Raw genomic sequence first — 23,055 nt, 5'->3', positions numbered from 1 at the left:
ATCTGATCATACAATCGGCTGTTGCAATAAATTCGTCAGCAAACGCTCATACTCGGCAGTGACTTGCGGGCAAGCTGGCAGGTAGCGGCTCAATACCTGGCGCTGGCGCGCCAGATATGCCGCCCAGCTGTCGTCATGCGTGGTCAGCACTTCGAGCAATCTGCGGCAGCCGTCTTGTACATTATTTCCCTCGTAGTAGTAGCCGAGCTCAGTGCACATATAGGCGTTATGCACCAGCGGATAACCTTGCCAGCAAACGTCGAAATAAAAATAATTCAGCGCATTCTCTATCTGGTGAGAGATCACCACATCCGTCATCTGGCTTAGAAACTGGGGCGTCTCGAAACGCCCCAGGAACACCGCCTTGTGCTGGCGCACGATATCCAGCTGGTTCATCACCGCAATGAATTCCTTACTCTCACGGGCCAGCCGCTCGGCATTCGTGACCTGTAAAATCTCTATGTCTTGCGGTCGTTGCCGATAGGCTTCTTCCGCTATGAATGCCGGGTACATGCAGAATTTCACGATATCGTTATTCGGCTCCATGACGGTCAACCGTTTAGGACCGGAGCGCGGGCGATATTCACCGTGATGTTCGAAATCGCGACTGCGCTGATTGACGAAGATCGGATCCCATACAAACGGCACCACTTGCGCGGGCCGGCGGCGCAAAGTCTCAAAATAGGACTGGCTGTTGGTAGCTACTTGCGGCACCATCCAGATCGCATCGTAGCGCTGGTTGACGAACAGGTCGTAACCCCATAGCGGCCGGTTGAATAATACCGATTGCATCACATGCACATACTCAAATCCGCAGCAGTAGGATATCAAGCGACAGCCTCGCGTCTTCAGGTAAGCAGTCTGCTGAGAGTCGATCTGGCCGCCGAGTTCAATCAGTACATCCAGATTGTCTTTGGCTTGCTCGAAGGTCACCGTTGGCCAACGTGCCTGATCCCACGGCAGCGCCGCGGTGATGGCGATCGCGGTGGTATTCACCAGATGCACCGAAGCCACGCTCGGACATTGTTTCAAAGTCTCCGCCAGGTACACGGCATTTTGCTTGATGCCGTTGTTCCATAGCGATTCATTTTCCTGGTGCAAACCGATGGTGATACCGATGCGCAAGCTGCCAATTGAAGAAATCATGTCTTGGATTCAAATCTAAAGTAGCGAATATATTGTGTATTTCATTTCATGTGCGCCGCATTTGCACCGCACTTGCACATTACTTGCGCACCGGCGCCGCCATTTTTGTCTGCTCGGTCCAGTTGTACTGCACATAGCGCCGGATGATCAGGCAACCCGGCGGTGAATCCACCAGCGAGACCGAACCACCCGGCTCGGCAGGCGATACATATACCGTGAAAGTCGGCAGCAAAGGCGTCGCGCTATACCCTTTCAATTCGGTATCGGCAATGCTCTTGCATGAATACGGGGCGATAGAAATGCGTTCGGCCGCAACCGAACATGCACCGCCATCCTGCGGCACGGCAGTGATGGATACTGCCGCCGAGGCGCCGGCATATTCGATCCCGGTCAGCGAAAAGAACGGTCCGCGATCAGGATGGGCGCGATCCCAATCCACCAGCACATCGTGGCCGCGAGTGCCGTTGATGGCCAGCGCCGACAAACGCGTAATGGCTGGCTGACACTGTTTGACGCCGACACCGCTGGCCGCTTCCGCCAGCAGGTTTTTCGGCGCTGCGGCAGCCGCTTTGGCGCCGGGTAAATCAGCACGCATCTGGCTATATGCGGCTGGCGTCAGCCACGATAAAAGAATCACGCAAAGCAATAATGCCAGCCATGGTTCTCGGTATGCGCTTGATGCAGGTAATTCTTTTGAATTGCTTACTGCGGTTGTTTCAAAAATATGTGTTGCACGCTTCATCAGCTAAATCCGTTTTTTGTGAGCAGTGTGTCGACGTCGGCATCCGAGGTAATCGGTATCGCAACCTCTGGTACGACAACAGGCTTAACGTCAGGGGCGGCGGGGTCGCTGCCCGGCTCCGCAGTGGGTGTTGGCGGCGCTGGAATCGGCGCCTCCATCGTTGGTTCTGTGACAGGTAACTCAGGTGCTGGAGCTGCCGCCGCCGGAATTGCGGCAGGATCAGCGTCAGGGGCGCCAGGTGGCAGTGGTTCCGTGGCGGGAGCTGCTGGCGGTGGCAAGGCCGGCGCAAGCGGCTCCAGAGCCGGTGCTTCAGCTGGCGGCGCGGTTAGCGCAGGAATGTCGGGCGCCGGTGCGGCCGGCATAGGCTCCGTCGCAGTGTTCTCCGGCGTCGGCAACACGGTTGGCGCGGCCGGCGCCAGAGCTGGCGCCTCTGGTGCCGGCGCCGGCGTTGCCATTGCAGGCGTCGCGTCAGGGATTGCCGATTCTGGCGCAGGCATTATCGGCGCCGGTATTACAGGTGACGGCGTTACAGGCGCCGCCACCGGCTCCGCAGCGGGAGCGGGGGCCGCAACGGCGCCAGCCTTGGCAGCGGCGGCGGCTTGCTCGCGCTTCATCATCGCCACCACGGCTTTTTCACATTCTTCTTCGCTGTCGCATGGGAGCACAAAGGTTTTGCCCTCCCACCAGCCGCGCAGCATATAAACGCCATTCTCGGCTCTCCTGCCTCTGCCCTCCTTCAGCATCTCTTGGTATTGTGGATGAGCCGGAGGAAACGTCATGATCCCATAACCCAGTTGGCGGCCGCGATGCCACATACCGTTATAGCCTGAGCCGTCAGCAAAGCTAGCCTTGCCTTCTCCTTCCGGCAGGGAGTCGATAAACATCCCGTCAATGCGGTTACCCGGCTCTTCGACGCCGGTGGTGTGGCCGCGTATTTTCCCCTGCTCCATGTTGCCGGTGAGTTCTGCCACCTGTTTGTTGTTGTTCAGCCAGCGCACCGTTCCTGGACCTTGCGCCAGGTCTTTATCGCAGCGCCCGCTCCAACGCACCGTGATCTCGTTGCCAATCGGTACCGGGCTCCAGACTTTGCATCCATTGCTGGTATCCGCGGCCCAGTGTCTCGGCGTTTCGGTTGCACCGTTGTTCAGCAGATTGTTCTGGCTAGCCGCACCGACCACCGCGGGAACGTTGGCGGCTCCTGCCAGCTCGATTGTGGACAGCAATACACCTATCAGAAAGATGGTCCGCATTGGCATGGTTCGAGGTCGATAGCCTGCTGTCTCACCGCAGGTAGAGCCATCACGCCAATCACTTGCATCTTCTGAATCCCTGATTTTTATGGTGTTCATTGGTGGCTATCGATAGTTGAGATGCGTTAAACAACTCTCCTTGATGCAGTTCTTGCGAAGCTTGCAATCAAGCCCGTGCTGCAACCGGCAAACGAACGTATCAAAACAACATTGTATTGTCTGTATTATTGTCTGTATTATTGTCTGTATATTACGACAAATGCCCGCTGAGAAATCTGCTTCCTGAGCTCGCTGGCGAGAAATTTTACAACGTGATCGGCACCCCGCCTTGGGAACTGATCATCGCCGACAATGCGGCGAAGAACTCCGAACCGTCACGTGTATTGACCCAGAAATCAGCCTTTTGTTTGTAATGGAAACCACCGGATTTGGCGGCAATCCACAATTCCTGCATCGGCGCCTGGCTGTTGACGATAATCTTGCTGCCGTTGTCGACAAACTCGATCTCCAGCACATTGCCGCTACGCTTGCACTCTACGTCCAGATCGGTATTGTCTGCGGCCTGCTCCAGCGCCGTCTCGATCTTGCTCAAGACAGCTTCTGCCGCCGCCAGGAATTCTGATTCTGTCATGCTACACTCCAATCCGTTTCGTTAAACTGTGATTCTAATCCGTGAAGCCCATTTTTGATTTGTCGCCCATCAGCACGATCGCCATGCTCGCGCTTACGCTCGGCCTGGCGGCCTGCGGCCAAAAAGGTCCGCTGTTCATGCCTGCCAAACTACCGCCGCCTATCGTCAGAACCGCACCGGCGCCGGCCAAGCCAAATGTTGCTCCGACGACATCTGATGATGCGACTGTCCCGACGCCACCGACAACCATAGACACACCAACAACACCTGCTACCAAATAAGCCGCCACTATGTCGTATTTTTCATACAAGAATGGCGTCCTGCACGCTGAAAACGTCGCGTTAACCGCTATTTCGCAACAATTTGGCAGCCCTACTTACGTCTACTCCAAAGCCGCATTGGTAGCTAATTTTTCAGCTTACGCCGATGCTTGCAAACAACACAGCAGCAAGCCGGATGGCGCGCTGATCTGTTATTCGGTCAAATCCAACTCCAATCTGGCCGTGCTGCAATTGCTGAACCAGCTTGGCTCCGGTTTCGATATCGTCTCGGGAGGCGAATTATTACGTGTAATCGCCGCCGGCGGCGATCCCGCCAAAGTAATTTTTTCCGGCGTCGGCAAGTCGCGCCAGGAAATGCGGCTGGCCTTGTCGCACGACATTCTTTGCTTCAACGTTGAATCGACTGCAGAACTGCATCGCCTCAACGAAGTTGCCGGCAGCATGGGCAAACGCGCGGCCATCTCGTTACGCGTCAATCCCAATGTCGACGCCAAGACCCATCCTTACATCTCGACCGGTCTCAAGGAAAACAAATTCGGGGTGGCTTATGACGAAGCCCTGCCTTGCTATCGCACCGCTGCCGCTCTGCCGCATATTGATGTGGTCGGAATTGATTGCCATATCGGTTCGCAGTTGCTGGATGACGCGCCCATGCTGGAAGCATTGGACAAGCTGATCGAGCTGGTTGACCAACTGGCCGGCGAGGGCATCCAGTTGCACCATCTGGATATCGGCGGCGGCATCGGCATTACTTATGACGATGAACAGCCGGTTGCGATTGCCGATTACCTGGGCCGTTTGTTTGCGCGCATCAATGCCTGGCGCCAGGAGAAATACCAGGGCGTGCCAATCAAGGTGATGTTTGAACCGGGCCGTTCAATTGTCGGCAATGCTGGCGTTCTGCTGACTGAAATTCAGTATCTGAAACATTCGGAAGCCAAGAATTTTGCGGTGGTCGACGCCGCCATGAATGACTTGATGCGGCCGGCATTGTATGAAGCCTGGCATGACGTAAAGACCGTCAGCCAGCGCAGCACGACTGCACAGACCTATGACGTGGTCGGCCCGGTATGCGAATCAGGCGATTGGCTGGCGCGTGCTCGTTCACTGGCGGTCGAAGCCGGCGATTTACTGGCGCTGATGTCGGCCGGCGCTTACGGCATGACGATGTCCTCCAACTACAACACGCGCGGCCGTGCAGCCGAAGTGATGGTGGACGGTGCGCAGGTGCATCTGATCAGGCAGCGCGAGAATCCAGCCGATCTGTTCGCCCTGGAATCTGTCATATCGCCTTAAGCAGAAGATGAACAGGAAGACCATGCGACAGCTGTTGCTCACTGCCGTAACTTCCTGTTTACTGATCCAGGCGGCGCACGCGAACCATCCACTGGTGACCGACGATACAAGCACTCAGGACAAGGGCAATCATCAGCTTGAACTGAACACCGACTGGCTGCGCCAGAACGATGTGCACACGCATGTCGCCAACTTTACCTACAGCTACGGCTTGCTGAAAAATCTCGATATCTATGTCAATCCGCCGGCAACGCTGTCGCAGCCGTCGGGCATCAATGACATTGCATTGGGGATGAAATGGCGGCTGTTGGAACACGATGACTTTAGCCTCGGCGTGAAGCCTGAGATAACGTTTCCGAGCGGCGATCCCAACCGTGGCCTGGGGCATGGCGCCACCAGCATGTCGCTGACGCTGATCAGCAGCTATCAAAGCGGCGACTGGGCTTTCAGCGGCAACCTGGCCGCGTATTACAACCGGTATCGTCTGGCTAGCGATCAGCAAGCCAACCGCACCGTGCAGTGGCGTTTATCTGCCTATGCCTTGTACGAGCTTAATCCCAAGTGGAGCCTGGTCCTGGACGGCGGCATCCTGAGCAATACCGAAAGGGCCAGTGATACCAGCGGCGACATGCATTCGAGCAGCAATCCCGGCTACATCGTGACCGGGACCGTCTATTCGCCGACGCCGAATCTCGACCTCGACCTGGGGCTGAAATTCGGTATCGGCTGCGACCCTTGCGCGGCCCAGACCCATCGTCAGGTCGGGGTCGGCGTTACCTGGCGCTTCTGAACGGAAGCGCGAGATTTGGCAGCGCCATCGCTGCGATTACGCCAGGCAAACCAGACTCGCACCAGTAACAGCGCGGCGACGATAGTCCCGAACAGAATCGGCTTTTCAAAATTGTGCTTGCCGGCGCGCATCCACCAGAAATGCAAGATTCCCAACATGGCAATCACATAAAGACTGCGATGCAACCATTGCCAGCGCTTGCCGCCCAGGCGACGGATCATACCGTTGGTACTGGTCAACGCCAGTGGCAAAAGCGAGATGAAAGCGATGAAGCCGACTGTAATGAAAGGGCGTTTGACGACGTCTTTGAGCATCTCGCTTACATCGAAAAAATGATCGAACCAGAGGAATGTCGTGAAATGCAGGCTGGCATAAAAGAAAGCGAACAAACCCAGCATGCGCCGCAGTTTGATGAGCCAATTCCAGTTGGTAAAACGTCGCAGCGGCGTTACAGCTAACGTTATGCAAAGAAAATAGAGAGTCCAGTCGCCGCTGCTGCGCGTGACGAATTCGATCGGGTTGGCGCCCAGGCGATCGGTAAATCCAAACAGCAGCAGCCGTGCCGCCGGCAACAATGCCGATGCAAACAGAATGATTTTGAGGAACTTGAATTGCTTGGGCGTCGGATTGAACATGCTGAGCATTCCAGATTTTAGAAATACGTCTTCAGGTCCATACCGGCATACAGCGAGGCTACCTCGTTGTAACCGTTAAACATCAAGGTCTTGCGCTTCTTGGTGAAAAAACCGTCTTCGCCGATGCGGCGCTCGGTCGCTTGCGACCAGCGCGGATGGTCGACATCCGGATTCACATTGGAATAAAAACCGTACTCGCGCGCCGCTGCGATATTCCATGCTGTCTGCGGCTGATCCTTGAGGAAGCGAATCTTGACAATCGACTTGGCGGATTTAAATCCGTATTTCCAAGGCAGCACCATGCGCACCGGCGCACCACTCTGATTCGGCAATACCTGGCCATACATGCCGACGGTCAGCAAGGCCAACGGATGCATTGCCTCATCCATGCGCACACCTTCGATATACGGCCACTCCAGCACCGGAGCACGCAAACCCGGCATCTGGCGGTTGTCAGCCAGCGTCGTGAATTCAACGAACCTGGCGTTGCCGTTTGGCTCCACTTTCTTGATCAGCGCCGACAGGGAATAGCCGATCCAGGGGATCACCATCGACCAGCCCTCGACGCAACGCAAGCGGTAGACACGCTCTTCCAGCGGCGCCAGTTTCAACAGACTATCGATATCCAGGGTCAGCGGTTTCTTGACTTCGCCTTCAATCGCTATCGTCCAGGGTCGTGTCTTGAGGCTGCCGGCATTTTCGGCAGGATCTGATTTCTCGGTGCCGAATTCATAGAAATTATTGTAGCTGGTAGCGTCTTTATAGGGCGTCGCCTTGTCCATCACGACATAAGCCGGATTGGCTTTGGCAGCCAGTTTCTGGCCGCCGCCGGCCTGGGCCCAGGCCTCACCGCTCGACAGCTCCAGCAAACCGCCCGCGCCCGCCGCACCTACGGCAAGCTGCCGCATAAAACTGCGGCGCGATTCAAATACTTCACGCGGCGTAATTTCGGAAGAAAACGGCAGATCGATTCCGTTGGGACGACGATAGAGCGGCATGCAAATCTCCGGTGAAGTTGATGAAGCTTAGTCAGAGCAGCCGCCGCATCCTTACAGGAGCAAACGCGCTATCGCGCACTTTTATTTTATCCGGCGATATTGATATGGTCGTGCAACTCTGCCAGCCGGGAAATCACTTTAGCCTGTTTCGGCAGTTTCGCTTCGACCTGCTCCGGCTGCAAGGCGAATACCTGCATGCCGGCCGCCACCCCTGCCTGCACACCAGGCAGGCTATCTTCGACTACGGCGCAGCGCGAAGGCTCGACGCCCATTTGCGCGGCCGCATGCAAAAACAGATCCGGCGCCGGCTTCCAGGAACCGACCTCGTAGGCGCTAAAGATGCGGCCTTCGAAATAAGACAGCAAACCGGTCACGCCGAGCGATAACTCGATCTGTTTCAGAGGTCCGTTGGAGGCCATGCAGAACGGCACTTTGAGCGACTTCACCAATTCCAGGGCGCCCTCGATCGGCTGCAAACGCTGATGCAAGACCAGCGCAATCCGTTCGCGCAACACTTTGGTGAAATCGGCCGGCAAGGGCTGGCCGCGCATTTGTTCGAGTTCGATCACGCAATCGGCCATCCTGCCGCCTTTGAAGCGGGCCAGAGCCACCTCGGCTGACAGCTGCGTGCCTAACTCCGCCAGATAGGCCACCAGCACGTCGGTAGCGACCGTTTCACTGTCGACCAAGGTGCCGTCGCAATCAAAAATGACTAAATCTACAGGGGCAGGTGATGCTGCCTGCGCGGGTTTTGTCATCAGATCACAACTCTCCATACGAATGCAGGCCGGACAAGAACATGTTCACGCCGAGGAAAGCAAAAGTCGTCACCAGCAAACCGATCAGCGCCCACCATGCCCCAACCTGGCCGCGCAAGCCCTTCATCAAACGCATGTGCAACCACGCCGCGTAATTGAGCCAGACGATCAGTGCCCAGGTTTCCTTCGGATCCCACGACCAGTAGCCGCCCCAGGCTTCGGCGGCCCACAGAGCGCCGAGAATGGTGGCGATGGTAAAGAAAGTGAAACCGACCGCGATGGCCTTGTACATCACATCGTCCAGCACTTCCAGCGCTGGCAAGCGATCAACCAGGTAACCCTTGGATTTCAGCAGATAAGCCACTGCCACCATCGCCGACAAGGCAAAGGTGCCGTAGCCGATGAAGTTGGCTGGCACATGGATTTTCATCCACCAGCTTTGCAGCGCCGGCACCAGCGGCTGAATTTCCGCGGCGTCGCGCGACACCATGTACCACAGCAGGAAGCCGACAGCGGCCGAGATCACCAGCAGCACGAAAGCGCCGAGCTGGCGGGTACGGTAGTGATGTTCGTAGTAGAGGTAAAACAGGGCGGTGATCAGGCTGAACAGAACAAACACTTCATACAGATTGGAGATCGGGATATGACCGATATCGGCGCCGATCAGGTAAGACTCGTACCAGCGCACCAGCATGCCGGTGAAACCCATCACCACCGCAGCCCAGCACAGCTTGGAGCCTATCGATGCGCCAAACTCGGAGCGCGTGATCAAGCCGCCCCAGAAAAACAGGGTAGACAGGAAAAACAGCGTGCTCATCCACAGAATCGCCGACTGGCTGGAGAGCAGATATTTCAGGAAAAATTTCTGGTTGGCCATGTCCAGCACGCCTCCATACATGGCGATTGCCGACAACGACAACACAGCCAGCAAAGCCATCAGCCAGCGCACCGATTTCCAGTGCCAGCCCAGCCAGGAAAATGTCGGGCCGGCTAGCAGCAGCACACCTTTTTCGTAGTAATCCATATGGCTGCCGTAGCGATTCAGGGCGAATAGCGAAGCTGCCACCAGCGCGACGGCATACAGCCAGTCGATCACGGACAGGCGCTTGATAAAGCTGCCGGGTGGGGAATACGTTTGTGTCAGTTCCATCATTTTCTCCATATCGTTCCGCTACTGCGCCGAAGGCACAACGGAACGTCTATCTTTGCCTGCCTTGCCCCGCACCTCTGCAGGGCTAACCGACCTATGCTTCCGACTGCTTCAATTGTGTTTTCAACACTTCAAATTCTTTTTCAAAATCCAGCGTCTTGCGCTGTGAGCTCATCGCCATCAATGCATGCGACTGCCCTGCCGCATTCTGGTCCGGGCGAATCCACACCCACAACCTGCGCTCACGCACATACAGCATCGAGAACACGCCCAGCACCAACAGCAGGCAGCCCAGATACACCACCTTTTTGCCCGGTGAGCGGGTAACCTGGAATACCGACGCCTTGATCTCGTCAAAACCCGTCATTTGCAGATATACAGGCGCATTATAGAAGCTTGCATCTGACAGTGCATTAGTGCTCAATTGCAAGAAACGGGCGCGCTTGTCATCCGCCGGCAGTTCTTTCAATCCATCTTTCTCGCGTGCTACCTGCCACAGATCCCACATGCTGCCGTTGAGGATCTTCATGAAAATGTCTGCCGCCTTTTCCTGCTCTTGCGGCGGCACTTGCTCCAGAAATTTGGAAATCGCCAGGTATCCCGCCGATCCGCCAGCCTGGCCGCCGGCTTGTTTGTCGTCCCCCGCGAACAAGGATAAGCCGCGCATGGCCGATTGCTCCAGCTGGACGCGCAAGGCGGCAATGCCGTCACGGCTTTCGGGTATCGCGCGCTGCGCATAACGATGTGCCGCCGCTGCGCGCAATTCCGGATTCATCAACGCCGCCCGCATGCGCATCCACTCATGCACCGTATCGTCCTCGTCCGCAGGAATCCGCAAATAACGGAACGGCTCGTCCGGCGCATCGCGCACCCCGGCCAGGAACACATAGGCGTCATCGACCTTGATCGATTGCATGTAATTGCTGAATTCACGTGCCTGGCCGGTCTTGTCGCGCAATTTGTATTGCACGCTAGGGCCGACATTTTTCAAATCCTTCTTGTTGGCGCTTTTCGCCGCATTGCCAAGATGGCTGCTCAAATCGTCACTCAAACGCTGGTTGATGCTCTTGGCCTTGGTCACGGCACGTAAATCGTCACCCGACTGAGCCATATTTTCCACGTTAAACGGGCGAAAACCAGACCATTCAATCGTATAGTCGGTATTACCGTTATTGGCTAAGGCGGGGTTGGCTAATGCGAGGTTGGCTAATGGAGTCGTGCCGTTGACTTCGCCGCTCACCGGAAAGGTGGTTTCGCCGCTGCCGGCCATCGGATAGGCGGTCAGTTTCAGTTTGCTGCCGCCATCCTCAAAACTCGATTGATAGACCGCGATGCCCTTGTAGATCAGAGGCTGGTTGACTTTGATGGTGGCCGGGAAAGTATGGCCGTCAGCGTTGTCCCTGATCACAACCTCGCTGGCGAACAGCTTGGGCATGCCGGTGCTATAGAAATCGATAATGAATTTTTTCAGCTGGATCGTGAATGGCAAATCCTGGATCATGACGCCGTCTTTTTGCGGAATGATGGCGGTGCTGCTGGCTGAACCTTCCGGAATCAGGGTGTTGCCGCGGAAGGTGGGATTACCCAGCCCCAGGCGATGTTCTGCCGGGATTTCGGCAATGATGCCGTTGCCGTTGAACGGCGTTTTGCCATACAGCCATTGTTGCGCGCGTATCGGCAAATCGGAGTCCAGCAAACCGCCGATGCAGATGATCACGATCGCGCTGTGGGCAAAGATATAACCCCATTTATTCGCGGCGCCTTGCTTGGCGGTAATCAGGGTGGCATTGTCTTTCGCCACCAGCTTGGTCTTGTAGCCTTTGGCGGCAATCCGCGCTACCAGTTGCTGGGCCAGCACCGCAGGCGCCGTGGCCGAAGTCCACTCCGCCTTATGATGGAAGTTGCGCAGCGATTGCTCACGCACGTGTTCGCGCCAGCTGCGCATGTCCTTCAGCATCTTCGGTGCATTGCGCGCGATGCACAATGAAGTCGAGATCACCAGGAAGGTCATGATAAGCAGGAACCACCAGGACGAATACACCGAATACAGACCCAGTTTGCTGAATACCTCAAACCAGAACGGGCCGAATTGATTGACGTAGTTCGGCATCGGCTCGTTTTGCTTGAGCACCGTACCGATCACCGAGGCGATCGCGATAATCGTCAGCAAGCTGATGGCAAACCGCATCGACGACAACAACTCAACCGCGTCGGCCAGCCAGCGCCGGCTGGTCTTCAGCTGTATTCCTGCCGTAGTGATCTCGCTATCCTTGATTTCGTGCGTACTTGTGCTCATAGACAATTTATCTTTTTCAAAAGAAAAAGGGGTGGCCTAGGCCACCCCTGAATTCATGAACTATTATTGTTTTTATCTCAATCCAGCGATGTAATCGGCGACCGCCTTGATTTCATCATCCGACATATCCCGCGCAATTGTCGCCATCTGCGGGCTGTTCTTGCGAATGCGGTCGCGGAAATTATTCAGCTCGGTAACAGTGTAATCCTGATGCTGGCCGCCGATGCGCGGAAACAGGGCCGGAATGCCGGCGCCGTTCGGGCTATGGCAACCGGCACAGGCTGGAATGTTCTTTTCGGCGATCCCGCCGCGATAGATTTTTTTACCCAGCTCCAGCGTGTCCTTGTTCTTAGCGGCGCCCGGCTTGACCGCTTGCGCTTCCAGATAGGCGGCGATGTTTTTCATTTCATCGTCAGTCAACACCTTGGCCAGCGGCGACATGATCGGATTGTTCCGGTCAGCGCCTTGGAAATTCGTCAATTGCTTGTGGATATATTCAGCGTGCTGGCCGCCCAGTTTCGGGTTGACGCTGATGGTCGAGGCGCCGGCCGCGCCGTGGCAGGTGACGCAGGCGGTGATATTGCGCGCCGCATCGCCGCCGGTATACAGTGCTTCGCCCTTGGCTGGATCCGCTTTGGCAGGCCCGGCTTTTGGCGCATCCGCTGCGTGGGCAACGGAGGAAAGCGCAAGCACTGCAACGAAGAAAGATGTCACTACTGGAAAAAACGCACGGTTCATTCAAACACCCTGAGACTTGATTTTAGAATTCGGTGGCGACGAAGCTGGCCGGCCCAGCCACAGCTATCGATAACCTGGCTCCCAAAGGCCATCGATTGCGTATAAGGCAAAGCTAAGCGGAACAGCAGTACATAACCCCTTATTGTACAATAGCTTTCCGGCATTTTTGCCTCCCCTTACCGCATTTTCTGCTCACCCCATGTCCCTACTCTGGCAAGCCCGCTTCTTTACCACGGTCAATCATCTTCGAGACTTGCCAACTTTGCAAGTCCCGGAAATCGCTTTTGCCGGCCGTTCCAACGCCGGCAAATCGACCGCTATCAATCTTTTGTGCAATCAAAAGAAACTTGCTTTTGCATCTAAAACACCCGGCCGTACCCAGCACATCAATTATTTTTCCATAGGCGGCGCCCATGTCGCCCAGCATCGCAAGGATGAAACCCGGATCGACGAGATTCGTGCCTTGCTGGTCGACTTGCCTGGCTATGGCTATGCGGAAGTGTCCGGTTCGGCCAAGCTGCACTGGCAGCAATTGCTCGGCGATTACGTACGCCGCCGCCAGCAACTGGCAGCGCTGGTGCTGATCGTCGACTCGCGCCGCCCGTTTACCGAACTCGATGTGCAAATGGTGGAATGGTTTGCGCCTACCGGCAAGCCGATTCATTGCATCTTGAGCAAGTCCGACAAGCTCAACCGCAACGATGCAACCAATGCGCTGCGCCAGGCCCGTACCTTCCTGGCAAGTTACGTTGATGAAAACAATCAGCAACTGCCGTTTACCGCGCAGCTGTTTTCAGCGTTGAACCGCAGTGGGTTGGAAGAAGCCAATGATCGTATTTTGGAGCTGGCTGGCCTGACTGGTACAGCCGATGACGGGCTTGATGCAGCACCTGATGCAGCAGCGGGCGACGACGAAGAGCAAGTTTAGTCAATTAGCTAAACATAAAAAAGCCCTGGAGAAAGGGGAATATCTCCAGGGCAGAATGCCTTATCACCAAAAGCGATACGGCCCCGCTCAGGGAGGGAAGCGGGAGGCGAATGATGCACCTATTGCTAGGAGAAGGACTCACCCGAAAAAGTTCACGATTTTTTTATCTTTCAGCGAAAATATTAGCGAAGCGCCAAACTTGATCGCTATCCCCCCACCTGATATCTCGGAAACCGACATGCCACATTCTCAGAAAACTGCCCAATTCCCAGCCATCCGCATGCGCCGCATGCGCAAAGACGCCTTTTCGCGCGCAATGATGCGGGAAAACACGGTCACCGCCGCCGATCTGATTTATCCGGTATTTGTACTGGATGGTAAAAATCAGCGCGAAAAAATCAAATCGATGCCAGGGGTTGAGCGCCTGTCGATTGATTTGCTGTTGAACGTGGCGGAAGAATGTGTGGCTTTGGGGATCCCGGTGATCGCTTTATTTCCCGTCATAAATCCTTCGCTGAAGACCCAGGATGGCATCGAAGCCACCAATCCGGAAGGATTGATCCCGCGCGCGGTCCGTGAGCTGAAACAGCGTTTTCCTGAACTCGGGATCCTGACTGACGTTGCCCTGGATCCCTACACCAGCCATGGCCAGGACGGCGTGCTGAGCCCGGACGGTTATGTACTGAATGATGAAACCTGCGCCATTTTGGTCAGGCAAGCGCTGACCCAGGCCGAGGCCGGGGTGGATATCGTGGCGCCGTCCGACATGATGGATGGCCGCATCGGCGCAATTCGTACTGCACTGGAAGCGCATCACCATATTTATACCCGCATCATGGCTTATTCTGCCAAATATGCCTCGGCGTTTTACGGGCCATTCCGCGATGCTGTCGGCTCTTCCGCAACGCTTGGCAAGAGCAATAAGAACACCTACCAGATGGACCCCGCCAACAGCAATGAGGCTTTGCATGAAGTCGCGTTGGATCTGGCCGAAGGCGCCGACATGGTGATGGTGAAACCTGGCATGCCCTATCTGGATATCGTGCGTCGCGTGAAAGATGAATTCAAAGTACCGACCTTTGCCTATCAGGTCAGTGGCGAATACGCGATGATCATGGCCGCCGCTCAAAACGGCTGGCTCGATCATGACAAGACCATGATGGAGGCCATGATGGCGTTCAAGCGCGCTGGAGCAGACGGCGTGCTGACTTATTTTGCGCTGGATATTGCTCGTCACTTAAAAAAAGGCTGAGGTGCGATCTGCTTACGGTAACAAATGGCAAGCGTGCTTGAGAACTACATTCCTGCCATCAAACCATTAAAAATCATGTCAAATTCGTTGGCAGCTGCGGCCCCACCGCAGCCTGACGACTCCTCCGCTCTGTTATCGCTGGCATCGCTTGTCAGGCGCTTGCGCCCCTCACTAGACAGGGCGCTCTAATCCAAATGCGTTCGGCATTGGTTACCATGCAAGCACATAACAATCGATCGCCCGCCAAGCGACTAGGAGACTGACATGCAAGAAATGGTAATCACCCTGGCGACGCCAGTTTTCTTTTTATTGATATTCATCGAACTGATCGTCGGCCTGCTGAGACGGCGCAATACTTATCGCCTCAACGATGCCATCAATAGCATCAGCCTGGGCGTATTGAGCCAGGTCTCGGGCGTCTTCATGCAAGTGCTGCGCATCGGCATCTATGCCTGGCTGGTGAATCATGTCGCGCTATTCAAACTCCCTGGCGACAGCATCTGGGTCTGGCTGTCCGGCTTGCTGCTCTACGATTTTTGCTACTACTGGCTGCATCGCTGCGGCCATGAGGTCAACGTTTTGTGGGCGGCCCACGTGGTGCACCATCAAAGCGAAGACTACAATCTGTCCACAGCTTTGCGCCAGACCAGCAGCGGCCCGATTCTGGGCTGGATTTTTTATGTGCCGATGGCGCTGCTGGGTTATCCGGTGCAAGTATTTGCTGCGCTGGCGCTGATCGATCTGCTCTATCAATTTTGGGTGCATACCCAGCAGATAGGTAAATTGGGATGGCTGGACCGGGTGTTCGTCACGCCGTCGAATCATCGTGTGCATCACGGCGTCAACGATATCTATCTGGATAAAAATTACGGCGGCATCCTGATCCTGTGGGATCGTTTGTTTGGCAGCTTCATCGAAGAGAGCGACCAGGATCCGGTAGTGTACGGCACTCGCAGCCCCTTGCGCAGCTGGAATCCGATCTGGGCCAATTTCGAAGTGTATAAAGTGCTCTGGCTGGATGCCTGGCGCGCACAGAGCCGTGGCGACAAACTGCGGGTCTGGCTTGCCGCACCAGGCTGGCGCCCTGCCGATGTTGCCGCAAAATGGCCGAGCGCGGCTTTCGATATCGCCCGGCCGCTGTATCATCCGCAACTAAGTCGCGCCGCCCAGGTCTATTGCTTGCTGCAATTTGGCATCGTGTTGCTGGTCACCACCCATTTCCTGGCGGCACAGGTCAGCATGCCATGGATGGAGAGTCTGGCTTACGCTACCTGGCTGATCGCAGGGCTGTGGATTATCGGCGGCCTGATGGAGATGCGGGCGCGCTATGTTGCTCTGGAAGCGCTGCGGCTGAGCGCTACCAGCGCCGGTGTACTGCTAGGTAAAGCCTGGTTTGGCGCGGTATTCTTATCACCGCTGATGCAGGGCGCCGTCATCAGCGTATCGCTGCTCTCGATGATCGCCCTCTGGCTTATTTTTAAACGCTTATCGACAATGCATGGACATCTTTCTCATCAGTGACAACCAGGTTAGCGAAAGCAAGGAAATCCCAGACACCGTACCGGCCAAAGGTTTCCTGTGGATCGACGCCACCCACGAAGAAGTAGGCGCCGATCCGGAAGCCTGGCGCAACGCCATTACCCGCGCTACCGGCGTCCAGATCTACGATCCGCATATGACGGATACGCTGAATCCGAATCACCCCTCGTATTTCGATTCGACTCAGGATTACGGCATGGTGGTGTTTCGCAAGTTGATGCTGAATGGCGCAGCGGATGCCGGAGACAAGAGTTCGGCGTCAAAAACAGTTTCCCCCGAGAGCGAAGGCAGCAAGCGCCGGATTCCCGCCGCATTGAGCAAACTGGCGACGCAACCGGTGACTTTTCTGGTCATGGATCATGCGCTGATCACGGTCCACGAACGCTACAGCCGTACCATCGAGGCCGCACGCACGCGCCTGCTAGACCTTTGCAACAAGCCGGAAAAGACACCGCATTCGACGCGTCCGCCAACCTCGCCGGAAGACCTGTTGCTGCGACTGATCAACGCCATGGTCGATCAATATCTGGACCTGCGCCAACCGCTGACGACGCAGCTGGATCGCTGGCAGCGCGCGCTACTCGATCCGCGCCGGCCTTTCAAGGATTGGATGGCGCTGCTGGATGCGCGGATTGAGTTGCGCAAACTGGAAAATCTATGTGAAGAACAGCACGATGCGATGCAAGAGTTGCGCGACTATTTCGTCGATATCGATGACGGCGTGGAGATCAGCCGCGCCAAGGATCTGCTGCTGGTGCGCATCCATGACGTGATGGAGCACATCACACGCGTGCTGAATCACGCGCGGCGGCTGGAGTCATCGATTGAATCGGCGGTGCAGATCCATTTTTCCGCAGTCGCTCATCGCACCAATGAAATCATGCGCACACTCACCGTCATCACCGCGCTGTTCATGCCGCTGACCCTGATCACCGGGATTTTCGGCATGAATTTTATCGAGATGCCGCTGCTGAAAAACAATGCCGGATTCTGGATCGCGATGGCTGGCATGGTGGCGATCGTGATCGGCATGCTGGTATTTTTCCAGCGGCGTCGCTATCTGGAAAGCCAGGCTTTGGATCGACGCTGAGTGTCGTCAGTTCGGAATAAAAAAGCCCCGTTACAAAAAACGGGGTTTTTCATTTAGAGTTGCTGACTTCGATGCGGCAGCAAAATCAGTCGCGGTTAGGCTGCGGCGTCAAGCGCAGATAAGGACGAATCGCCTTGTAACCCTTGGGGAATTTTTGCTTGAGTACAGCCTCATCCTGCAGCGATGGAACGATCACGACATCTTCGCCATCCTTCCAGTTTCCTGGCGTGGCAACCGAATAATTATCGGTCAGCTGCAGGGAATCGATCACGCGCAGGATTTCGTCGAAATTGCGGCCGGTGCTGGCAGGATAAGTGATGATCAGGCGTACTTTCTTGGCTGGGTCGATCACGAACAGCGAGCGCACTGTTGCTGTTGCGCTGGCATTCGGATGGATCAGATCATACAGCTCGGACACTTTGCGATCAGCATCGGCGATGATGGGAAAACCCACCACGGTGTTCTGTGTTTCATTGATATCCTTGATCCACTCCTGATGTTTGTCAGCCGGATCTACCGACAGCGCAATCACTTTGACGCCGCGCTGTTCAAACTGCGATTTCAATTTGGACGTCAAACCAAGTTCGGTGGTGCAGACCGGTGTGAAGTCGGCTGGATGCGAGAACAACACCACCCACGACGCACCTGCCCAATCGTAGAAATTAATCTTGCCGAGCGAAGAGTCTTGCTCAAAATCGGGGGCGACATCGCCAAGGCGTAAAGTCATTTCAGTCTCCTTTAAATTGCACGGGGTTTGCAAAATACATAGAGCTGAAACTATAGCGTTGCCTTGGCCGTAACGTAAAGAATTTTATCGACTATCGACATAAGCTACGGTTAGAAGCGAGATCAGCCTGCTGATCTGGCGATTATTTTTGCATCCAGCATCGATAACGACTGCAGGAATTTATCGGCGTTTTGATAACCGATGACGCGGCCGCGGGGCACTTCCTGTCCGTGGCCGTCAAACAATATGATGCCAGGCGGGCCAAACAAATTAAAGCGCTTGAGCATCGCCTTGTCATCGGCATTGTTGGCGGTGACATCGATTTGCAGCAATATCATTTCGCCAAAACGCGCCTTTACACGGGAGTCGGTAAAAGTGAGTTTTTCCATTTCCTTGCACGAGACGCACCAGTCTGCATAGAAATCCAGCAATGCGGATTTGCCATTGGTTTGCGCCAATGCGGCGTCCAGTTCCGCTACTGATTTAACCTTGATAAATTGCGTGCTGGCGCTTTCCTGCGCGCCTCCCAGATGCGCCAGCGGCGCCAGCACGTCGCGCCCGCCAGTGACGCCACCGACTAGTTGCACCACGCCGCACACCATGAATACGACGCCGAATCCCTTGGCGAACCAGGCGGATGATTTTCCCCACAACAGAAACGCGCCATAGCCGATACCCAAGGCGGCCCAGCCCAGCATCTGTGTCAATACCGGGACAACCGGCGTCACCATCCACAACGCTACCGCCAGCATCAGCACGCCAAAGAAACGCTTGACCGACTCCATCCAGACCCCGGCGCGCGGCAACAGAGAGCCGGCAGAAATGCCGACCAATATCAACGGCACGCTCATGCCGACCGCCATCGCGAACAGCGCACTACCGCCAATCACCACATCGCGCGTCTGGCTGATGTACACCAGGGCTCCCGCCAACGGGGCCGCCACGCACGGCCCGACGATCAAAGCCGAAATCGCACCCATGACAAACACGCCGATCAGCTTGCCAGCCGATTGCTGACCGGAAGCCTGCGTCAGTTTGGTTTGGAAAGCCGCTGGCAACTGCAATTCATAGAAGCCGAACATAGACAGGGACATCAGCACCATCAGCAGGGCAAACGCTGACAATACCCAGGGATTCTGCAGGGTGGCAGCCAAGCCCTCGCCCGCCAAGCCGGCAGCAACACCCAGCGCGGTGTAGACCAACGCCATCCCCAACGCATAGGTCACGGAGAGCAGGAACCCGCGGCGGCGGCTGGCCTTGGCACCCTCGCCGACAATGATCGACGACAGGATAGGTACCATCGGTAAAACGCAGGGAGTAAAGGCGAGTCCCAGACCTAGCAGCAGGAACAATGGCATGATCACCAGCAGTTTGCCGCCCTTGAGCGACGATTCGATGCGGCCGCTTTCGGTATCGGCCGGCGCAGATGAAATCGCGTTTCCTGACGCCTGAGAGATTGCCGCAGCTGCGTTATTGTCAGTCGCTGACTTTGCTTGCGGCGTATCAACGGCCGCAACGCCGCCTTTGGCGATACCCATCGCACTCAACAAACCGCCACCGGTGGTGCTGCCAGCGGCCGTAGACAGGCTGACGCGCGAATCCATAGGCGGATAGCACAAACCCTTGTCGGCGCAGCCCTGGCCGGTGGAAATCAGCGTGAAGCTGCCGTTCGCTTCGACCGGCAAACGAATGGTGACGTTGTGATGATAAGTCTCGACATTCTTGTTGAAGGTCTGATCGAACTTGACGGTGCCGGCCGGAATCTGCGGTTCACCCAGCGTGGCGCCTTCGGCCTTGAAGTGGAAACGTTCACGATACATGTAATAGCCGTCGGCGATCGCGTAGGTCACTTCCGCAGTCTTGGCGTCGGCCATGCGCGCTGAAAACTTGAACGCCACTTCGGGCGCCAGGTAATCGTCTTCGTCGGCATGCGCCAGGCCAAACACAAACAGCATGGCAAACAACACTGACAATTGCTTGAGAGACTTAAACATTCACGTCCTTTTGGGTTTCTGCGGTAATCCAGTCAAGATAGGCCGGCAAACCGGCCACAATCGGTAAAGCAATTATTTCTGGCAATACATACGGATGGACCGCCTTGATCGCGCTTTCCAGTTCCGCGTAGCGGCTGGGGACACTTTTGATCAGCAAGGTCACTTCGCTGGCCTGTTCCACTACGCCTTGCCAGCGATACACTGCCTGTACCGCCGGCAGGATATTGACGCAGGCGGCCAGTTTGCGTTCCACCAGTTGCCGCGCCAGCGCCTGCGCACTGGGCGCATCAGGCAAGTTGGTGAGTATAAGCACGGCGTCTGACATAGTCGATCCCCGAGAACGATCCTTACAGCGGGCGCCACTGGCTGCCAGCAAGAAAGCCAGGGAACGGCGCCGGAAAGCAAAAAAGCCAGGCTATAGGCCTGGCTTTTGATTTTAACGCAGCTTGGCTGGTTAAGTTGGCTAACTAAGTTGACGAACTGAGCTTAGTCCGCTGTCGGTACTTCAGCAGCGTCGCTGATTTCCGGACGATCCATCAGCTCGATGTAAGCCATAGGAGCGTTATCGCCAACGCGGAAACCCATTTTCAGGATGCGCAGGTAGCCGCCGTTACGATTAGCGTAACGTGGGCCCAGTTCAGCGAACAGCTTCAAAACCATTTCGCGGTCGCGCAGACGGGCGAATGCCAGGCGCTTGTTTGCCAGAGTATCGGTCTTGCCCAGTGTCAGGATCGGTTCGATCACACGACGCAGCTCTTTTGCCTTCGGCAATGTGGTCTTGATTGCTTCGTGACGCAGCAGCGAAACAGTCATGTTGCGCAACATGGCGAGGCGGTGGGAAGAAGTACGATTTAATTTACGAAGACCGTGACGATGACGCATGGTAATTCCTTTCAGTTTTTGAGTTTACATCCAGCTCTTCGATCGACTTTGGCTATTGCCTGGTCGCGGGCCGGTTGAAATTAGCACAACAATAGATACAGCAATGAATACAACAAGAGCAAAACAAGCTCAGGGGCGAGATTCTATCTCACCCCTGGCTGAACAACAAATATTACTTTTCCAGGCCTGCAGGCGGCCAGTTTTCCAGCTTCATGCCCAGTGTCAAACCACGGGATGCCAGAACTTCCTTGATTTCGTTCAAGGACTTGCGGCCCAGGTTTGGCGTCTTCAGCAGTTCGTTTTCGCTACGCTGGATCAGATCACCAATGTAGTAAATGTTTTCTGCTTTGAGGCAGTTAGCCGAACGTACTGTCAGCTCCAGATCATCGACCGGACGCAACAGGATAGGATCGACTTGCGGTGCGCGCGATGGCGCTTCAGCAGCAGCTTCAGTGCCTTCCAGTGCCGCGAACACGTTCAGTTGGTCAACCAGTACGCGTGCCGATTGGCGAATCGCTTCTTCTGGAGTGATCACGCCATTGGTTTCAATGTTGATGACCAGCTTGTCGAGGTCGGTACGTTGTTCCACACGCGCCGATTCAACAGCGTAGGAAACACGGCGTACTGGCGAGAACGAAGCGTCCAGAATGATGCGGCCAATAGTCTTGTTGGCATCTTCCGTCAGACGACGGACGTTGCCTGGCACGTAACCACGGCCTTTTTCAACCTTGATCTGCATGTCGAGTGCGCCGCCAGCGGTCAGGTGGGCAATCACGTGGTCCGGATTTACCAGTTCAACGTCATGCGGCAGATCGATGTCGGAAGCCAACACAGCGCCTTCGCCATCTTTTTTCAGAGTCAACGTGACTTCGTCACGGTTATGCAACTTGAATACGACACCCTTCAGGTTCAAAAGAATATCGACTACGTCTTCTTGCACGCCATCGAGTGAAGAATATTCGTGCACCACGCCGGCGATCGTCACTTCAGTCGGCGCATAGCCAACCATCGACGACAGCAGCACGCGACGCAACGCATTGCCCAGAGTGTGGCCGTAACCACGTTCAAACGGTTCCATCACGACTTTAGCGTGGCCGGCACCCAGTGCTTCTACTTCGATAATACGTGGCTTCAACAAGCTGTTTTGCATGAAATGTCCTTTTCAATACCCTCGGCTCGTTACACCGATAAGGCTGATGGCATTAAGGGTGCCGCCGGAAATCCAGAAGATTGCCGGCGGCACCCAGATGAAAAGGCCCAACCTGCGGAAAAAACTGCGGGCCGGGCCGGGAAAACTAAAATTAACGCGAGTACAGTTCGACGATCAGCGATTCGTTGACATCGTTAGCGATTTCGTTGCGGTCTGGCAGGGACTTGAATGTGCCTTCCATTTTCTTCGCATCAACCGCAACCCACGATGGCATGCCGCCTTGTTCTGCCAACGACAGAGCTTCAACGATACGTACTTGTTTCTTAGCTTTTTCGCGAACGGCAACAACGTCGCCTGGCTTAACCTGGTAAGACGCGATGTTGACCACGTTGCCGTTGACGGTGAACGCCTTGTGCGAGACCAATTGACGGCCTTCAGCACGGGTCGAACCGAAACCCATACGGTAAACAACGTTGTCCAGACGCGCTTCCAGCAAACGCAGCAGCGTTTCGCCGGTGTTGCCCTTACGACGGTCCGCTTCAGCGAAATAACGACGGAACTGACGTTCCAGAATGCCGTACATACGCTTAACTTTTTGCTTTTCGCGCAATTGGTTACCGTAGTCGGAGGTACGTGCACCAGATGTGCGGCCATGTTGACCTGGCTTGGAATCCAGTTTGCACTTGGAATCCAGCGAGCGGCGTGCGCTCTTCAGGAACAGGTCCGTACCTTCACGGCGGGAAAGTTTTGCTTTAGGTCCGATATAACGTGCCACGATGCTT

General features: G+C 55.6%; 23 protein-coding genes. 6 read left to right on the top strand and 17 right to left on the bottom strand.

The window, feature by feature from the left end; all coding sequences use genetic code 11:
* Positions 1 to 6 precede the first annotated feature (6 nt).
* The 5 genes from VNZ60_RS16455 to VNZ60_RS25335 all read right to left on the bottom strand — a co-directional run bounded on the left by VNZ60_RS16455 (position 7) and on the right by VNZ60_RS25335 (position 4,079).
* Positions 7 to 1,146: a DUF2827 domain-containing protein gene (locus tag VNZ60_RS16455; protein WP_325660961.1), complete on the bottom strand. Its 1,140-nt coding sequence runs from the start codon at positions 1,144 to 1,146 to the stop codon at positions 7 to 9.
* Between the two features lie 79 nt (positions 1,147 to 1,225).
* The gene (locus tag VNZ60_RS16450; protein WP_325660959.1) at positions 1,226 to 1,741 is read right to left on the bottom strand and encodes a hypothetical protein; all 516 of its coding nucleotides are present in this window, start codon (positions 1,739 to 1,741) and stop codon (positions 1,226 to 1,228) included.
* Between the two features lie 146 nt (positions 1,742 to 1,887).
* Positions 1,888 to 3,138, bottom strand: coding sequence for an MORN repeat-containing protein (locus VNZ60_RS16445; protein WP_325660957.1), 1,251 nt, complete (start codon positions 3,136 to 3,138; stop codon positions 1,888 to 1,890).
* 304 nt (positions 3,139 to 3,442) lie between these two features.
* On the bottom strand, positions 3,443 to 3,769 hold the full coding sequence (cyaY, locus tag VNZ60_RS16440) for an iron donor protein CyaY (protein WP_325660955.1): 327 nt from the start codon (positions 3,767 to 3,769) through the stop codon (positions 3,443 to 3,445).
* 34 nt (positions 3,770 to 3,803) lie between these two features.
* The gene (locus VNZ60_RS25335) at positions 3,804 to 4,079 is read right to left on the bottom strand and encodes a hypothetical protein (protein ID WP_325660953.1); all 276 of its coding nucleotides are present in this window, start codon (positions 4,077 to 4,079) and stop codon (positions 3,804 to 3,806) included.
* Between VNZ60_RS25335 and lysA the strand changes: the two genes are divergently transcribed.
* Positions 4,060 to 5,346, top strand: coding sequence for a diaminopimelate decarboxylase (gene lysA / locus VNZ60_RS16430; RefSeq protein ID WP_325660951.1), 1,287 nt, complete (start codon positions 4,060 to 4,062; stop codon positions 5,344 to 5,346). The genes VNZ60_RS25335 and lysA overlap by 20 nt on opposite strands.
* Positions 5,347 to 5,368: 22 nt before the next feature.
* A complete protein-coding gene (locus tag VNZ60_RS16425) occupies positions 5,369 to 6,136 on the top strand; it encodes a transporter (RefSeq protein WP_325660949.1) in 768 nt (255 codons plus the stop codon).
* On the opposite strand, the gene VNZ60_RS16420 is transcribed toward VNZ60_RS16425, so the two are convergent.
* From VNZ60_RS16420 to VNZ60_RS16395, 6 genes are all read right to left on the bottom strand, one after another.
* Positions 6,103 to 6,771: a protein-methionine-sulfoxide reductase heme-binding subunit MsrQ gene (locus VNZ60_RS16420; RefSeq protein ID WP_325660947.1), complete on the bottom strand. Its 669-nt coding sequence runs from the start codon at positions 6,769 to 6,771 to the stop codon at positions 6,103 to 6,105. The two genes, VNZ60_RS16425 and VNZ60_RS16420, sit on opposite strands and share 34 nt — an antisense overlap.
* Before the next feature lie 17 nt (positions 6,772 to 6,788).
* Positions 6,789 to 7,769 carry a protein-methionine-sulfoxide reductase catalytic subunit MsrP gene (msrP, locus tag VNZ60_RS16415; protein ID WP_325660945.1) on the bottom strand — a complete coding sequence of 327 codons (981 nt, stop codon included), beginning with the start codon at positions 7,767 to 7,769 and terminating at the stop codon, positions 6,789 to 6,791.
* Positions 7,770 to 7,855: 86 nt separating this feature from the next.
* Complete coding sequence (locus tag VNZ60_RS16410) at positions 7,856 to 8,527, bottom strand: HAD family hydrolase (protein ID WP_325660943.1); 672 nt, start codon at positions 8,525 to 8,527, stop codon at positions 7,856 to 7,858.
* A gap of 4 nt (positions 8,528 to 8,531) precedes the next feature.
* Positions 8,532 to 9,677: a c-type cytochrome biogenesis protein CcsB gene (gene ccsB / locus VNZ60_RS16405; protein ID WP_325660942.1), complete on the bottom strand. Its 1,146-nt coding sequence runs from the start codon at positions 9,675 to 9,677 to the stop codon at positions 8,532 to 8,534.
* Between the two features lie 94 nt (positions 9,678 to 9,771).
* The gene (locus tag VNZ60_RS16400; protein WP_325660940.1) at positions 9,772 to 11,973 is read right to left on the bottom strand and encodes a cytochrome c biogenesis protein ResB; all 2,202 of its coding nucleotides are present in this window, start codon (positions 11,971 to 11,973) and stop codon (positions 9,772 to 9,774) included.
* A 72-nt stretch (positions 11,974 to 12,045) separates the two neighbouring features.
* A complete protein-coding gene (locus VNZ60_RS16395; RefSeq protein WP_325660938.1) occupies positions 12,046 to 12,711 on the bottom strand; it encodes a c-type cytochrome in 666 nt (221 codons plus the stop codon).
* A gap of 199 nt (positions 12,712 to 12,910) precedes the next feature.
* Between VNZ60_RS16395 and yihA the strand changes: the two genes are divergently transcribed.
* The 4 genes from yihA (at position 12,911) to VNZ60_RS16375 (ending at position 17,520) form a co-directional block, all read left to right on the top strand.
* A complete protein-coding gene (gene yihA, locus VNZ60_RS16390) occupies positions 12,911 to 13,639 on the top strand; it encodes a ribosome biogenesis GTP-binding protein YihA/YsxC (RefSeq protein WP_325660936.1) in 729 nt (242 codons plus the stop codon).
* A gap of 238 nt (positions 13,640 to 13,877) precedes the next feature.
* Positions 13,878 to 14,891 carry a porphobilinogen synthase gene (gene hemB, locus VNZ60_RS16385; protein ID WP_325661015.1) on the top strand — a complete coding sequence of 338 codons (1,014 nt, stop codon included), beginning with the start codon at positions 13,878 to 13,880 and terminating at the stop codon, positions 14,889 to 14,891.
* A gap of 264 nt (positions 14,892 to 15,155) precedes the next feature.
* Positions 15,156 to 16,412: a sterol desaturase family protein gene (locus tag VNZ60_RS16380; RefSeq protein WP_325660934.1), complete on the top strand. Its 1,257-nt coding sequence runs from the start codon at positions 15,156 to 15,158 to the stop codon at positions 16,410 to 16,412.
* A complete protein-coding gene (locus VNZ60_RS16375; RefSeq protein ID WP_325660932.1) occupies positions 16,390 to 17,520 on the top strand; it encodes a magnesium transporter CorA family protein in 1,131 nt (376 codons plus the stop codon). Before VNZ60_RS16380 ends, VNZ60_RS16375 begins: the two co-directional genes overlap by 23 nt.
* Before the next feature lie 85 nt (positions 17,521 to 17,605).
* Here the strand turns inward: VNZ60_RS16375 and VNZ60_RS16370 are convergent, their stop codons facing one another.
* The 6 genes from VNZ60_RS16370 to rpsD form a co-directional block, all read right to left on the bottom strand.
* On the bottom strand, positions 17,606 to 18,247 hold the full coding sequence (locus tag VNZ60_RS16370; RefSeq protein WP_325660931.1) for a peroxiredoxin: 642 nt from the start codon (positions 18,245 to 18,247) through the stop codon (positions 17,606 to 17,608).
* A gap of 122 nt (positions 18,248 to 18,369) precedes the next feature.
* Entirely contained in the window at positions 18,370 to 20,241 is a 1,872-nt protein-coding gene (gene dsbD / locus VNZ60_RS16365) for a protein-disulfide reductase DsbD (RefSeq protein WP_325660929.1), read from the bottom strand.
* Positions 20,234 to 20,566, bottom strand: a complete 333-nt coding sequence (gene cutA / locus VNZ60_RS16360) for a divalent-cation tolerance protein CutA (RefSeq protein WP_325660927.1) — start codon at positions 20,564 to 20,566, stop codon at positions 20,234 to 20,236. Before cutA ends, dsbD begins: the two co-directional genes overlap by 8 nt.
* Before the next feature lie 161 nt (positions 20,567 to 20,727).
* Positions 20,728 to 21,123 (bottom strand): 50S ribosomal protein L17, encoded by a 396-nt coding sequence (gene rplQ, locus VNZ60_RS16355; protein WP_211460599.1) that lies wholly within the window; start codon positions 21,121 to 21,123, stop codon positions 20,728 to 20,730.
* Between the two features lie 172 nt (positions 21,124 to 21,295).
* A complete protein-coding gene (locus VNZ60_RS16350) occupies positions 21,296 to 22,273 on the bottom strand; it encodes a DNA-directed RNA polymerase subunit alpha (RefSeq protein ID WP_014004419.1) in 978 nt (325 codons plus the stop codon).
* A gap of 151 nt (positions 22,274 to 22,424) precedes the next feature.
* Positions 22,425 to 23,048, bottom strand: a complete 624-nt coding sequence (gene rpsD, locus VNZ60_RS16345) for a 30S ribosomal protein S4 (protein WP_092414069.1) — start codon at positions 23,046 to 23,048, stop codon at positions 22,425 to 22,427.
* Between the last annotated feature and the right edge of the window lie 7 nt (positions 23,049 to 23,055).

Origin of the sequence: Collimonas sp. (genome assembly GCF_035566375.1) — a bacterium.
Classification (GTDB): domain Bacteria; phylum Pseudomonadota; class Gammaproteobacteria; order Burkholderiales; family Burkholderiaceae_D; genus Collimonas.
The sequence above is the reverse complement of the archived record's forward strand: the minus strand, read 5'-3'. Positions and strand labels throughout refer to the sequence as shown.

Coding starts and splice junctions, on each gene's coding strand:
- VNZ60_RS16455 (WP_325660961.1), bottom strand. CDS start 1,146: ATGATTTCTTCAATTGGCAGCTTGCGCATCGGTATCACCATCGGTTTG.
- VNZ60_RS16370 (WP_325660931.1), bottom strand. CDS start 18,247: ATGACTTTACGCCTTGGCGATGTCGCCCCCGATTTTGAGCAAGACTCT.
- rplQ (WP_211460599.1), bottom strand. CDS start 21,123: ATGCGTCATCGTCACGGTCTTCGTAAATTAAATCGTACTTCTTCCCAC.
- ccsB (WP_325660942.1), bottom strand. CDS start 9,677: ATGGAACTGACACAAACGTATTCCCCACCCGGCAGCTTTATCAAGCGC.
- VNZ60_RS16400 (WP_325660940.1), bottom strand. CDS start 11,973: ATGAGCACAAGTACGCACGAAATCAAGGATAGCGAGATCACTACGGCA.
- VNZ60_RS16375 (WP_325660932.1), top strand. CDS start 16,390: ATGGACATCTTTCTCATCAGTGACAACCAGGTTAGCGAAAGCAAGGAA.
- VNZ60_RS16410 (WP_325660943.1), bottom strand. CDS start 8,527: ATGACAAAACCCGCGCAGGCAGCATCACCTGCCCCTGTAGATTTAGTC.
- lysA (WP_325660951.1), top strand. CDS start 4,060: ATGTCGTATTTTTCATACAAGAATGGCGTCCTGCACGCTGAAAACGTC.
- VNZ60_RS16445 (WP_325660957.1), bottom strand. CDS start 3,138: ATGCGGACCATCTTTCTGATAGGTGTATTGCTGTCCACAATCGAGCTG.
- VNZ60_RS16450 (WP_325660959.1), bottom strand. CDS start 1,741: ATGCGTGCTGATTTACCCGGCGCCAAAGCGGCTGCCGCAGCGCCGAAA.
- hemB (WP_325661015.1), top strand. CDS start 13,878: ATGCCACATTCTCAGAAAACTGCCCAATTCCCAGCCATCCGCATGCGC.
- VNZ60_RS16425 (WP_325660949.1), top strand. CDS start 5,369: ATGCGACAGCTGTTGCTCACTGCCGTAACTTCCTGTTTACTGATCCAG.
- cutA (WP_325660927.1), bottom strand. CDS start 20,566: ATGTCAGACGCCGTGCTTATACTCACCAACTTGCCTGATGCGCCCAGT.
- VNZ60_RS16420 (WP_325660947.1), bottom strand. CDS start 6,771: ATGTTCAATCCGACGCCCAAGCAATTCAAGTTCCTCAAAATCATTCTG.
- VNZ60_RS16380 (WP_325660934.1), top strand. CDS start 15,156: ATGCAAGAAATGGTAATCACCCTGGCGACGCCAGTTTTCTTTTTATTG.
- VNZ60_RS16350 (WP_014004419.1), bottom strand. CDS start 22,273: ATGCAAAACAGCTTGTTGAAGCCACGTATTATCGAAGTAGAAGCACTG.
- dsbD (WP_325660929.1), bottom strand. CDS start 20,241: ATGTTTAAGTCTCTCAAGCAATTGTCAGTGTTGTTTGCCATGCTGTTT.
- VNZ60_RS16395 (WP_325660938.1), bottom strand. CDS start 12,711: ATGAACCGTGCGTTTTTTCCAGTAGTGACATCTTTCTTCGTTGCAGTG.
- msrP (WP_325660945.1), bottom strand. CDS start 7,769: ATGCCGCTCTATCGTCGTCCCAACGGAATCGATCTGCCGTTTTCTTCC.
- yihA (WP_325660936.1), top strand. CDS start 12,911: ATGTCCCTACTCTGGCAAGCCCGCTTCTTTACCACGGTCAATCATCTT.
- cyaY (WP_325660955.1), bottom strand. CDS start 3,769: ATGACAGAATCAGAATTCCTGGCGGCGGCAGAAGCTGTCTTGAGCAAG.